The sequence below is a fragment of the Hungatella effluvii genome (genome assembly GCF_003201875.1).
GTDB lineage: Bacteria > Bacillota > Clostridia > Lachnospirales > Lachnospiraceae > Hungatella > Hungatella effluvii.
Map to the genome: position 1 here is coordinate 1 of NZ_QJKD01000035.1, position 12,569 is coordinate 12,569.

Here is a 12,569-nt window from a genome sequence, read left to right on the forward strand (position 1 = left end):
TCTTATAGTCATGAGGGATAAGTATACCACATCATGCATTAGGCTGGGACATAATTACGTGTGGTATATAAGGACATTATCATAAATCAGTCATATAAATTGGAAATTATTTCAAAAAAAGATTGACAGACGGCGCATCCTCCTGTACAATAGCACGCAATACATAGCAAAGAGATATGAATACTATGAATCGAACGTGTTCCGCATGAGGAACGGGGAAAGGATGGATGCATATGTCAGAGAAAAAGAAATTGAGGTTTGAAACATTACAGATCCATGCCGGCCAGGAGGAGCCTGATCCGGCCACAGGGGCCAGGGCGGTTCCGATCTACCAGACCACGTCGTATGTATTTAAAAACTGCAAAGAGGCGGCGGACCGTTTCAGCCTCTCGGATGCAGGCAATATCTACGGACGCCTGACCAATCCGACAGAGGATGTGCTGGAACAGCGGATCGCGGCTTTAGAGGGCGGCAGCGCGGCGCTTGCCGTGGCCAGCGGAGCGGCGGCCATCGCCTATACCTTTCAGGCGCTTGCCAGGGAAGGCGATCATATTGTGGCGGCCTCCACCATCTATGGAGGAACCTACAATCTGCTTGCGCACACGCTGCCGGAATTCGGCGTGACGGCCACCTTTGTAGATCCCGACGAGCCCGGGGCGTTTGAGCGTGCCATCCGCCCCAATACAAAGGCCGTCTTTATCGAAACGCTGGGAAACCCCAATTCCAGCATCATCGATATGGAAGCCGCGGCCGCTGTGGCCCATGCCCATAAAATTCCCCTGATTGTGGATAATACCTTTGCTACCCCGTATCTGTTCCGCCCGCTGGAGCACGGGGCTGATATTGTGGTGCACTCCGCAACCAAATTTATGGGTGGTCACGGTACGGCGCTGGGAGGCGTTATCGTGGAAGGCGGAAGCTTCGACTGGGAGGCCTCAGGCAAATTCCCCAGTCTTGTGGAGCCGAATCCCAGCTACCACGGCGTCAGCTTTACGAAAGCGGCCGGACCGGCGGCCCTTGTGACGAAAATCCGCGCGGTACTTCTGCGGGACACGGGTGCTACCCTGGCGCCTCTGCACGCGTTTTTACTGCTTCAGGGACTGGAGACGCTGTCACTGCGTGTGGAGCGCCACGTCTTTAACGCTGTCCGGGTGGTGGAATACTTAAATGCGAATCCCCACGTAAAGAAGGTAAACCATCCATCACTCCCCGGCAGCCCGTACCATGAACTCTATAACCGGTATTTTCCGGAGGGAGCCGGCTCTATCTTCACCTTTGAGATAGAGGGCGGGGCGGAGAAGGCAATGGAATTTATCGACCATTTGAAGATATTTTCCCTTCTTGCCAATGTGGCCGACGTAAAATCCCTGGTGATCCACCCGGCCAGCACCACACACGCCCAGATGACGGAGCAGGAACTTGCAGCCAGCGGCATCAGGCCGGAGACCATCCGGCTCTCCATCGGAACCGAGCATATAGAAGACATTATTCAGGATCTGGACCAGGCATTTGCTTGTGTTTTCTGACAAAAAAGCGTATAATTTTCTGGTATAGGAAATCATTCCCGGGCCGGATGGAGCAGCTGCCCATCCGGCCCGGATTATTTACGCCGGCGGCGAGCCAGGCAGACGTGTCTGCATGGTCTCCGGCGGCAGCATGACCCGCTTTATCGGGTACTGTTAATAGAAGGGGGAATACAGATGTATTCATTTGAGGATCTGGTAAGAATTACGGCACAACTCCGCTCGGAGCACGGCTGCCCGTGGGACAGGAAGCAGACCCATGAGAGCCTGAAGCCATGTTTAAAAGAGGAGAGCGAAGAGGTATTTGCAGCCATCGACAATCACGATATGGAGAACCTCTGTGAAGAACTGGGGGACGTGCTGTTCCAGGTGCTGATGCACAGCCGGATCGCAGAGGAGAACGGTGCGTTTACGATGGATGATGTGATAAACGGCATCTGTGAGAAGATGGTGAGGCGCCATCCTCATGTATTTGGCGACGCGAAAGCGGCCACTCCAGAGGAAAGCCTGGAATTATGGAATGAGATAAAACGCCAGGAGAAGCTGGGGAAGAAATAGGAGAGCTGGTTTCATGGAGTGGGTGAAAAATCGGATTATTACTATGCAAAACTCGTAAAATGGAAAAAGATGGAAGTGCTTTTATTCTTTCATAAAGTGCCAGTTTTATGCACAGAATATTTTTAAGGGCAAAGCCAATAAAAAGGTAAAAAACCTTGACAAAAACAGGAGAAACAGCTATAAATGATATAGTATCGTATTAACGAGAAAAATCGTAGTTAAATACTACATTCTAGGAGGAAGATATCAATGAACAAAACAGAATTAATCGCAGCAGTAGCAGAGAAGGCAGAACTGTCCAAGAAGGATGCAGAGAAGGCAGTAAAGGCTTTCACAGATGTAGTATCTGAAGAATTAGTAAACGGCGGAAAAATCCAGTTAGTTGGTTTTGGTACATTTGAAGTTTCTGAAAGAGCAGCAAGAGAAGGAAGAAACCCGAAGAGCGGCGAAGTTATGAATATCCCGGCTTCCAAGACACCAAAATTCAAAGCTGGCAAGGCATTAAAGGATATGGTGAACGCATAATTCATGAGACTTGACAAATTCCTAAAGGTTTCCCGGCTCATCAAGAGAAGAACCGTGGCTAACGAAGCCTGCGACGCAGGCCGCGTGGTCGTGAATGATAAACCGGCGAAGGCTTCCTTAAACGTTAAGGAAGGCGACATCATCGAGATTCATTTCGGGACAAGCTCCGTAAAGGTGGAAGTCCTCGATGTAGCGGAGACTGTAAAAAAGGATGAAGCGAAAGAGCTTTATCGCTATATTTAACAGGAATAAAGAGGCGCGCCTCCTAATATACTTTAGACAGGTATATTAGGAGGTTTTTTAATGGAAGAGAAGATGAATATCCGCCCGCATAAGCTTACACTGGAAAACAGAGGGGCCGGAACCGTTACGGGGATCCGGGAGGTAGTATCGTTCGATGAGAATCAGGTGGTGCTCGATACCGATTTGGGGCTTCTTACTGTCAAGGGGAAGGACTTGCATGTCAGCAGGCTGACCCTGGAAAAGGGAGAGGTGGACTTAGACGGCACCATCGACAGTTTAAACTATTCCTCCAACGAGGCGTTAAGAAAGTCCGGAGAATCCCTGTTTACCAGATTATTCAAATAAAGAGCCTAAAGGAGTCCTATGAGCGTCCATATTGTATATGAGGTGAGACTTCTGCTCTACAGCTTTGCCACGGGCGCAGGGCTTATGATGACGTATGATTTTCTAAGGATCCTCCGCATCTTCATTCCTCACCTTCCCGTCATCATGGGCGTGGAGGACATGGTATACTGGATCTACGCGAGCCTGGTGACATTCTCCCTGCTGTATGAACAGAATGACGGAGGCTTAAGGGGATACGTCATCGCAGGCGTCTTTATCGGAATGTTTTTATACGACCGGCTGATCAGCAGGTTTTTTCTAAAGTTCTTGAAAAATACATGGAAATATCTTAGAATGAAGCTAGACAAGTGTTTCCGCCGCAGAAAGAAACGGCAACGATAGAATAGCTGGTGATAAAGAGAATGAGTAATTTGGGAAAATCGAGGAGAAAACGGAAAGATAAATGGGGCAACCGTATGGCTATGATTGGAATCACTCTGGTCATATTTGCGTTGGCTGTCGTAGTTACATTCAGAGGAACCTCCCTGGAAGCTAAGGTTATGGAATACCAGATACGTGAAGAGAACTTACAGGCACAGGTGGACAAGGAGAAAGAGCGTTCCAAAGAACTGGAAGAATACCGTGTCTATGTCCAGACGAAGCAGTACATAGAAGAAGTAGCCAAACAGAAGCTGGGGCTGGTGAATCCTGACGAGATTCTGTTGAAACCGAAGAAAAAAGAGTGAATCCTGTCGTAATATTTTTGGGACAGGGTGTTAAGATTTGACAAATATTTCCCTCCAACCTGTATATAATGTGCGTTAGGAACAGTATGCATAAAAACAGGCAGGAGGGAATTTTTGTGTTCAGACGTAAGGCGGAGCATCACGATATGGCTGATGTGAATGTATATACAGCGAAGAGATTAAACGACATGGCAGGCTCCCTCGGAGAGCTGGCCAGAGCATGTACAGATGAATTGTCCGCCGGACAGGGACTTACGAAGGAAGATGGGATTGCGGCGATGCAGACAGCCGCAGCCATGGTATGCGCGGGCTGCAACAAGTGCAATATCTATTCCAGCCAGGAACAGGAAAATAACTACTATCTGTATTATCTGATTCGCTCGTTTGAGCAAAAAGGAAATCTGGATTACGGGGACATGCCCCGCATGTTTCTCGAGACCTGCAAACGCCGGGACGAGTACGTGGACCAGTTAAACCGCAGTCTCGGAAAAGCAACGATGAATTTAGCCTGGAAGAACCGGTTCCTGGAGAGCAGGGATGCGGTCATCATCCAGTTTAAGGAGCTTGCCGTTATCCTGGAGGAATTCTCCCACCAGATGGAAAAGGCGGTGGACATCACCCAGGACAAGGCAGACGCGGTGGAGAAGGAATTCAAGCGCCGCCACATTATCATTGAAAAAATGCTGATTCTGGAGTATGAAAACCACCAGAAAGAGGCATTCCTAACCATGCGGACCGGAAATGGACGCTGCGTGACTGCGAAGGAGGCGGCGGAGCTGCTGGAGGAAGCCATGGACGAAAACGAGTGGTGTGTCGCCCACGACGGCAGAAACTTAATCACGAAGCAGCCGGCCACGATCCGTTTCGTGGAAAAGGGGCGTTACCGCATGGTCTACGGCGCTGCACGCGCCATAAAGACAGGGGAGGCCGTTTCGGGGGACAACTACAGCTTCAGCCAGATCATGCCCGGCCAGGTGATCATGAGCCTCTCCGACGGCATGGGAAGCGGTGAAATCGCGGAGGAAGAGAGCCGTCAGGTTATAGAGCTGACAGAGAGGCTTCTGGAAACCGGTTTTTCCGCCCGGGCCGCCTTAAAGCTTGTCAACACGGTGCTTCTTCTGACCGGCAACGTGCAGCATCCCGCGACTCTTGACTTGGGATGCATCGACTTACATACCGGAATCCTGGAGGCCATGAAGCTGGGCGCTGCGGCCACCTATATACTGACTCCCAGCGGAGTAGAGCTTCTGGAGGCCGGCGAGGTCCCCATGGGCATCTTAAATCCGGTAGAACCGATACTTCTCTCCAAAAAACTATGGGACGACAACCGCATCATCATGGTCAGCGACGGCGTCTTAGACGCCCTGCCGGGTGAGGACAAGGAACTGTCGCTCCTGGAATTCATAGCTGGAATGCCCATAAAAAATCCACAGGACATGGCCGACCGCATCCTTCTTTTTGCCCGCTCATTCAACGAGTACGTAGGCGACGACATGACCGTCTTAACTGCCGGTATCTGGGACCGCTGACGGTTTAGGGAAATCTGTCTGTGCCATGCGGCAGCCGTTGTCTGCCGGCCCATACGAATTCAGAAGGCATACGCCCCGCGCCTTCTGAATTCTTTACAACCTTCAGCCGATTCTCACGTACGCCTCCATACAATCATCCCGTTTAAAATTTCCAGCCAACATTTTGAGTCGGACTTTCACGATTTTCCTCTTTATGGTATATTTATAACTATACCGGGAAAAATCTACAAAGGCGGTGTCACCATGCACAGAAAAATACTGGAAACCATCAGGGAATTCATCCGGGAGCACGATATGCTCGTCCCGGGCGACCGCGTAATCATAGGATTGTCCGGCGGCGCGGATTCGGTGAGCCTTCTGATGATCTTAAGCGAACTGAAGAAAGAACTGAACATAGAGCTTTTCGCGGTCCATGTCCACCATGGGTTAAGGGGGAAGGAGGCGGACCGTGACAGCATATACGCACAGGAACTGTCAGAGAATCTGGGAGTGCCTTTTGTTTGTGTGCACGCCAACGTGGCAGAGTACGCCCGTATCAACGGAGTCTCAGAGGAGGAAGCGGGAAGGCATCTGCGTTACCGGATTCTGGAGGAGCAGCGCCTTTTTCGCCATGCGGCGAAGATCGCCGTGGCTCACCACGCGGATGATCAGGTGGAGACCGTGCTCTATAACCTGTTCCGCGGAAGCGGCTTAAAAGGGCTCGGCGGGATGAGGCCGGTGCGGGACGCCGTCATACGGCCCCTGCTTTCCGTAACGAGAAAAGAGATTCTTGCATATCTGGAAGAAAAAGAGATATCATATTGTGAGGACTCTACAAACAGCGGGACGGATTATATCAGGAACCGCCTGCGCCACGAGATCATTCCCGCTGTCAGGGAACGGATTAACGAGGGGGCGCCATCCAATATCCTGCAGGCGGCAAAGACGGCCGCGGCCGCGGATGCCTGTTTCGAGAAGGCCGCGAGGCGGATTCTGGAGAGCAGCGGCATCCGGGAGAGACGGGAGGACGGCGGCGTTATTTCCATTGGAATTTCTGCGGAGAACTTAAAACAGGAAGAGTCCATTGTCCGTCAGTACGTGATCCGGCAGATGATCGGAGAGACGTATCTGTCTTTAAAGGATATTACCTCTGTCCACGTGGAGGAGGCCGAAAAGCTTCTTTTTAAGCCGGTGGGACGGCGGATCCAGCTGCCGGATGGGGGATATGCCCTTCGGACCTACGATGAGTTGTGGATAAAAAAAGAGGAAAAAATGCTTTTTTCCCAGAGCGGCGGCGAAGAAACCGGATTAACGCCCGTTATGACGACATTTCCTTACAAAAAAGGGCAGGAAATTCCCAAAAACAGGTATACGAAATGGTTTGATTATGATAAAATCAATAGTGCGCTCTCTGTGAGGTATCGGGAAACCGGAGACTATATTACGCTCGCCGGCGGCGGCAGAAAGACAGTCAAATCGTTTATGATCGATGAAAAGATTCCGAAGGAAGAACGCGGTAAGATTCTGCTGGCGGCGGACGGATCACACATTCTCTGGATCATCGGATACCGGATCAGTGAATATTATAAAATTACAGACGATACTCATACAGTACTGCAAATACAAATAGACGGAGGAAAAATTGATGAATGATAAGATACGTGTATTGTTATCGGAAGAAGAAGTGGCAAAAAGAATCAAGGAGATGGGGGAGGTAATCAGCAGTGATTACGAAGGCAGACCCCTTCATCTGATCTGCATCTTAAAGGGCGGAGTGTTCTTTACCTGCGAGCTGGCTAAGAGAATCAGCCTGCCGCTGACTCTGGATTTCATGTCTGTGTCCAGCTACGGCGCAGGCACCGTATCCAGCGGAATCGTAAAGATCGTAAAGGATTTGGATGAACCGATCGAGGGAAAGGATGTATTGATCGTGGAAGACATCATCGATTCCGGCAATACGCTTTCTTATCTGATTGAAGTTCTGAAGCAGAGAAACCCGAGAAGCATCGAGCTGTGCACCCTGCTCGATAAACCGGAACGCCGTGTAAAGAAACAGGTTACGGTTAAATACACCTGCTTTACCGTACCGGATCAGTTCATCGTGGGATACGGTCTTGATTATGACCAGAAATACAGGAATTTGCCGTATATCGGAGTAATAGAACAGCAATAAGGAGGCAGCCCGTTGAAACAACAGCAACCATTTAGAGGGTTAGGTCTCGTTCTGATCCTTGTGATCATGCTGATCGTAGCAAGCATGTTTCCGAGACAGAATGAGAAGATCAGTAACCAGGAATATATGAAGGCCATCGAGGATGGCAGCGTAGTCGCAGCGACTATTAAGCAGAATCAGCAGACGCCCACCGGCCAGGTCGTGCTGATTATAAGCGACGGATCGGCGGAACAGGCCAAAGTCGTGAATGTTCCGGACGTCATTGCAGCACAGGAGCTGCTGGACAGGAACGGAATCGTCTATACCACGGAGAACGTACCCCAGGAGAATTATTTCCTGACCATCGTTCTTCCCATTATCCTGACTGCCGTGGTTCTCGTTGGCATGTTCATGCTGATGAACGCCAGAGCGGGATCGGGAGGCGCCAACGCCAAGATGATGAATTTCGGCCGCAGCCGGGCGCATCTGGCCAAGGATGCCAATAAGGTCAACTTTGGAAAAGTTGCCGGCCTGGAAGAAGAGAAGGAAGAGTTGGCGGAAGTGGTGGACTTCTTAAAGAATCCACAGAAATATACCAGCGTTGGTGCGCGTATCCCTAAGGGAATACTGCTTGTGGGCCCTCCCGGTACTGGTAAGACACTGCTTGCAAAGGCGGTGGCAGGGGAGGCGGGAGTTCCGTTCTTCTCCATTTCAGGTTCCGATTTCGTGGAGATGTTCGTCGGTGTCGGCGCATCGAGAGTCCGCGATTTATTTGAAGAAGGCAAGAAACACGCCCCCTGTATCATCTTTATCGATGAGATCGACGCCGTTGCCCGCCGGAGAGGTACCGGTATGGGAGGCGGCCACGACGAGAGGGAACAGACCTTAAACCAGCTCCTGGTAGAGATGGATGGATTCGGTGTCAATGAAGGAATCATCGTTATGGCGGCTACTAACCGCGTGGATATTTTAGACCCCGCGATTCTGCGTCCGGGTCGATTTGACCGGAAGGTTGGAGTGGGGACGCCTGATGTCAAGGGCAGAGAAGAAATCTTAATCGTTCATTCCAAGGAAAAACCTCTGGGAGAGGACGTGGACTTAAAGCGTGTGGCACAGACCACATCAGGATTTACAGGCGCCGATCTGGAGAATCTGATGAATGAGGCAGCCATCAACGCAGCCCGTGATGACAAGAAGTTTATCAACCAGGCGGACATTAACAAGGCATTTGTAAAGGTTGGAATCGGCGCGGAGAAGAAGAGTAAGGTCATCTCCGATAAGGAGAAGAAGATTACCGCTTACCACGAGGCCGGCCATGCGATTCTGTTCCATGTGCTTCCGGATGAAGGACCAGTCCATACGATTTCCATCATCCCTACAGGCATGAGTGCGGCGGGTTATACCATGCCTCTGCCGGAGAGCGACCGGATGTTTAACACAAAGGGAAAGATGCTGCAGGATATCATGGTGGATTTAGGCGGCAGAATCGCAGAAGAACTGGTCTTCGGCGATATTACCACCGGCGCATCCCAGGATATTAAGCAGGCGACAGCGACGGCCCGTTCCATGGTGACTCAGTACGGTATGTCTGACCGTGTCGGTATGATTAATTACGACAATGACGGCGACGAGGTCTTCATTGGCCGCGATCTGGCTCACACCAAGAGCTATGGCAATGAGGTTGCCAACGCGATCGACAGCGAAGTGAAGCGCATCATCGATGACTGTTACACCAAGGCGAAGGATATCATCATGAAGCATGAGGATGTACTTCATTCCTGTTCCCAGCTTTTGATTGAGAAAGAGAAGATTGGCCAGCAGGAGTTTGAAAGCCTGTTCCCGGCAGAGATTTAGCAAAATAATGCAGATGCCCGGTAAAATGCCTAAGATTGGCGCCGGGCACCTGCATTTTTTTGTCTGTAAAATGGGGTGAAATCAAAAATGACGAAAAAACAGGAATGAAAAAAATGATGTTTGTGCACACTTATTTCTGAAAGCATGATATATTATTAATCGTAAACCCCCCCAATACATTATATAGTTTTTGCTACACCCCATAAGAAACGAAATACCTTCTCCGAAAAACGGTCAGCTCCCCCGCTGACCGTTTTTTATGCCCATAACAGGGAATACTGAAAAGATTGGAAGAAAACGAGGGATTGGGCTTGAAAAAATGAAGAAACTAAGAGTCCGCGGGGTTGTATATTTAGGCCTGATCAGATAAAATAGATACAGGAGTAAATGAGAAAGGGAAGGATAACCGTATGTGCTTCCAGGCAGAGGCGTTAAACAGAGAGGCGTTATTTACCGACGAGACAGAAAATTTCCGATTTCCCACAGAGCCTTTAGAAGGAGACGACGTATACTTACGTTTCCGGACCGCAAGGGATAATGTGGATTATGTATATTATATAGAAGATGGCAGCAGGAAAGAAGCCGTTATGGAGAAGTCAGACTCCGACGGTTTATTTGATTACTATGAATATAAGATTACAGTCGGCAGGGAAAGAATCAGCTACAGTTTTAAAGTGGTAAAAGGCAGCGAGTCCTGTTACTACAACCGGCTGGGGGCGACGATGGATAATCAGGAGTGTTTTCATTTCCGGATCGCTCCGGGATTTAGCACCCCGGACTGGGCCAAGGGCGCCATCATGTATCAGATCTACGTGGACCGGTTCTGCAATGGCGATCCGTCCAACGATGTCGTGGATAACGAATATTTTTATATAGATCAGAATGTCATGCATGTGTCGGATTGGAGCAAATATCCCAGCCAGATGGACGTGGGCTGCTTCTATGGCGGTGACCTGCAGGGCGTATGGGATAAGCTGGATTATATTCAGAATCTGGGTGTGGATGTCATCTATTTCAACCCGATTTTCGTGTCGCCATCCAACCACAAGTATGACTGCCAGGATTATGACCATATTGATCCGCATTACGGCGTGATTGTGAAGGACGGCGGAGAGCCGCTGAAGCGCGGGTCCGCCGATAACCGCCAGGCGACCAAGTATATGGTAAGAAGCACGGCAAAGGAGAATCTGGAGGCCAGTGACGCGTTTTTTGCGCGGTTTGTGGCTGAGGTCCACCGCCGGGGGATGAAGGTCATCCTGGACGGCGTGTTTAACCACTGCGGTTCCTTTAACAAATGGCTGGATGGAGAACTGCTTTACCAGATGTCCGGCGACTATGAAGCTGGGGCGTATGTGTCGGAGGACAGCCCGTACCATACGTTTTTTAAGTTCTACAAGGATGACGCGTGGCCCTGCAACGATTCCTATGACGGCTGGTGGGGCCATTCCACGCTGCCGAAGCTAAACTATGAGGAATCACCGAAGCTGTATGAATACATCATGAAGATTGCCCGTAAGTGGGTCTCTCCGCCGTACAACGTGGACGGCTGGAGACTTGATGTCGCCGCCGATTTAGGCCACAGCAGCGAGTATAACCACCAGTTCTGGCGGGATTTCCGGAACGCGGTGAAGGAGGCCAATCCAAAGGCGATCGTGCTGGCAGAGCACTACGGCGACCCCTCCAGCTGGCTGGCAGGAGACCAGTGGGACACCGTGATGAACTATGACGCGTTTATGGAGCCTGTAACCTGGTTCCTGACAGGTATGGAGAAGCACAGTGATGAGAGTAATCCCAATCTCTATGGGGATGGAGAGAGCTTTTTCCGCTCCATGAATTACCATATGAGCCGGATGATGACGAATTCCATGATGGTGGCCATGAACGAACTGTCCAACCACGATCACTCCCGTTTCTTAACGAGGACGAACCGGACGGTGGGACGGATCAGCACGAAAGGGGCCAAGGCGGCTTCCGAGGGTGTGAACTACGGCGTGTTCCGTGAGGCCGTATTGATCCAGATGACCTGGCCGGGAGCGCCGACCATCTACTACGGCGATGAGGCCGGAGTCTGCGGCTGGACGGATCCCGATAACCGGAGAACGTATCCGTGGGGCAATGAGAATCTGGAGCTGATTGAATTTCATAAATATATGACGGGGCTTCATCACCGGATCGCCGCTTTGAGACGCGGCTCCTTAAAGCAGCTGCTGGCAGGAAGGCAGCTGATCGCGTACGGCCGGTTCTGCGGCGACAGCGTCTGTGCCGTGATTGTCAACAACCGGGCGACGGAGCGGGATGTCCAGCTTCCGGTATGGCAGCTGGGCCTTTCGGACGGAGATACGCTGGTACGCCACATGCTGACGTACGAGACAGGATACAATGTGGGCAGAATCAGCTATGAGGTCGCAGACGGCCAGGTGTCGGTTTTCATGCCCGCCAACAGCGCCATCCTGCTCGCAACAGACCGGGTGTAGGACCAGAGCAATTTTCAAACACGCTCTAAACTGGTCCGGCAGAGACGAAGAAGGCCGGACCAGTCAGAGCGGAATGCCCGGATGGAAGAAAGAGGACGTAAAAATAGTAACAGTTCAGACGGCTCATCTTCTTGACCGAAAAATCCGGTCAAGAAGCATCGGATATTCATCCGATGTGAAAATTGGTGCATAAAGCCGCTTACAAGCAAGCTTGACGCTGCTTCCTGCGCCAATTTTCCCGCCGTCTGAACTGTTACAAAAAATAATCGCGCAGCCGATGAAAACCGCTTGATTTTTCACGTTCTCTGTGATAAAATAATCACTGCTTGTCAAAGCATTTTGGATGGTTTCCCGAGTGGCCAAAGGGGACAGACTGTAAATCTGCTGCAAATTGCTTCGGTGGTTCGAATCCACCACCATCCATATGCCGGCGTGGCGGAACTGGCAGACGCACAGGACTTAAAATCCTGCGGGCCTAATCGCCCGTACCGGTTCGATTCCGGTCGCCGGCAGTAAAAAAGGGGCTGTGAAAAAATGGAGTTGCTCTGACTCCATTTTCCCAGCCCCCTTTATTTTTCGAAACATACAGGAAAAAAGTAGTAAAGAGCGCATACTTCCCCTTACCCCAGCAAACATGCGCTTTCTCCTCTTTAAGCCACTTT

At 50.6% G+C, this 12,569-nt stretch carries 12 protein-coding genes and 2 tRNA genes; all 14 read left to right on the top strand.

Annotated features, from left to right (window positions below):
- Window positions 1-233 precede the first annotated feature (233 nt).
- The 14 genes from DFR60_RS29865 to DFR60_RS29930 all read left to right on the top strand — a co-directional run bounded on the left by DFR60_RS29865 (window position 234) and on the right by DFR60_RS29930 (window position 12,419).
- Window positions 234-1,526, top strand: coding sequence for an O-acetylhomoserine aminocarboxypropyltransferase/cysteine synthase family protein (locus DFR60_RS29865; protein WP_110326917.1), 1,293 nt, complete (start codon window positions 234-236; stop codon window positions 1,524-1,526).
- Between the two features lie 174 nt (window positions 1,527-1,700).
- The gene (locus tag DFR60_RS29870) at window positions 1,701-2,081 is read left to right on the top strand and encodes a MazG family protein (protein WP_110326919.1); all 381 of its coding nucleotides are present in this window, start codon (window positions 1,701-1,703) and stop codon (window positions 2,079-2,081) included.
- A gap of 249 nt (window positions 2,082-2,330) precedes the next feature.
- Window positions 2,331-2,606 (top strand): HU family DNA-binding protein, encoded by a 276-nt coding sequence (locus tag DFR60_RS29875; RefSeq protein WP_002605179.1) that lies wholly within the window; start codon window positions 2,331-2,333, stop codon window positions 2,604-2,606.
- A gap of 3 nt (window positions 2,607-2,609) precedes the next feature.
- Window positions 2,610-2,849 carry an RNA-binding S4 domain-containing protein gene (locus tag DFR60_RS29880; protein ID WP_002605178.1) on the top strand — a complete coding sequence of 80 codons (240 nt, stop codon included), beginning with the start codon at window positions 2,610-2,612 and terminating at the stop codon, window positions 2,847-2,849.
- 60 nt (window positions 2,850-2,909) lie between these two features.
- Window positions 2,910-3,194 (top strand): sporulation protein YabP, encoded by a 285-nt coding sequence (gene yabP / locus DFR60_RS29885; protein ID WP_002605177.1) that lies wholly within the window; start codon window positions 2,910-2,912, stop codon window positions 3,192-3,194.
- 18 nt (window positions 3,195-3,212) lie between these two features.
- Window positions 3,213-3,575, top strand: a complete 363-nt coding sequence (gene yabQ / locus DFR60_RS29890) for a spore cortex biosynthesis protein YabQ (RefSeq protein WP_110326921.1) — start codon at window positions 3,213-3,215, stop codon at window positions 3,573-3,575.
- Between the two features lie 20 nt (window positions 3,576-3,595).
- Window positions 3,596-3,919 carry an FtsB family cell division protein gene (locus DFR60_RS29895; protein WP_110326923.1) on the top strand — a complete coding sequence of 108 codons (324 nt, stop codon included), beginning with the start codon at window positions 3,596-3,598 and terminating at the stop codon, window positions 3,917-3,919.
- 116 nt (window positions 3,920-4,035) lie between these two features.
- Complete coding sequence (locus DFR60_RS29900) at window positions 4,036-5,448, top strand: SpoIIE family protein phosphatase (protein ID WP_336624635.1); 1,413 nt, start codon at window positions 4,036-4,038, stop codon at window positions 5,446-5,448.
- 243 nt (window positions 5,449-5,691) lie between these two features.
- The gene (gene tilS, locus DFR60_RS29905) at window positions 5,692-7,080 is read left to right on the top strand and encodes a tRNA lysidine(34) synthetase TilS (RefSeq protein WP_110326925.1); all 1,389 of its coding nucleotides are present in this window, start codon (window positions 5,692-5,694) and stop codon (window positions 7,078-7,080) included.
- A complete protein-coding gene (gene hpt, locus DFR60_RS29910; RefSeq protein WP_055659174.1) occupies window positions 7,073-7,600 on the top strand; it encodes a hypoxanthine phosphoribosyltransferase in 528 nt (175 codons plus the stop codon). Before tilS ends, hpt begins: the two co-directional genes overlap by 8 nt.
- Window positions 7,601-7,612: 12 nt before the next feature.
- Window positions 7,613-9,433, top strand: coding sequence for an ATP-dependent zinc metalloprotease FtsH (gene ftsH, locus DFR60_RS29915; protein ID WP_110326927.1), 1,821 nt, complete (start codon window positions 7,613-7,615; stop codon window positions 9,431-9,433).
- A gap of 410 nt (window positions 9,434-9,843) precedes the next feature.
- A complete protein-coding gene (locus DFR60_RS29920; protein ID WP_110326929.1) occupies window positions 9,844-11,907 on the top strand; it encodes a glycoside hydrolase family 13 protein in 2,064 nt (687 codons plus the stop codon).
- 341 nt (window positions 11,908-12,248) lie between these two features.
- Window positions 12,249-12,330 (top strand) — tRNA-Tyr (locus tag DFR60_RS29925).
- A gap of 3 nt (window positions 12,331-12,333) precedes the next feature.
- Window positions 12,334-12,419: transfer RNA gene (locus tag DFR60_RS29930), tRNA-Leu, on the top strand.
- Window positions 12,420-12,569: the final 150 nt, after the last annotated feature.

Excerpts from the sequence above, each read along its gene's own strand:
- DFR60_RS29865 (WP_110326917.1), top strand. The coding sequence starts at position 234 with ATGTCAGAGAAAAAGAAATTGAGGTTTGAAACATTACAGATCCATGCC.
- DFR60_RS29870 (WP_110326919.1), top strand. The coding sequence starts at position 1,701 with ATGTATTCATTTGAGGATCTGGTAAGAATTACGGCACAACTCCGCTCG.
- DFR60_RS29875 (WP_002605179.1), top strand. The coding sequence starts at position 2,331 with ATGAACAAAACAGAATTAATCGCAGCAGTAGCAGAGAAGGCAGAACTG.
- DFR60_RS29880 (WP_002605178.1), top strand. The coding sequence starts at position 2,610 with ATGAGACTTGACAAATTCCTAAAGGTTTCCCGGCTCATCAAGAGAAGA.
- yabP (WP_002605177.1), top strand. The coding sequence starts at position 2,910 with ATGGAAGAGAAGATGAATATCCGCCCGCATAAGCTTACACTGGAAAAC.
- yabQ (WP_110326921.1), top strand. The coding sequence starts at position 3,213 with ATGAGCGTCCATATTGTATATGAGGTGAGACTTCTGCTCTACAGCTTT.
- DFR60_RS29895 (WP_110326923.1), top strand. The coding sequence starts at position 3,596 with ATGAGTAATTTGGGAAAATCGAGGAGAAAACGGAAAGATAAATGGGGC.
- tilS (WP_110326925.1), top strand. The coding sequence starts at position 5,692 with ATGCACAGAAAAATACTGGAAACCATCAGGGAATTCATCCGGGAGCAC.
- hpt (WP_055659174.1), top strand. The coding sequence starts at position 7,073 with ATGAATGATAAGATACGTGTATTGTTATCGGAAGAAGAAGTGGCAAAA.
- DFR60_RS29920 (WP_110326929.1), top strand. The coding sequence starts at position 9,844 with ATGTGCTTCCAGGCAGAGGCGTTAAACAGAGAGGCGTTATTTACCGAC.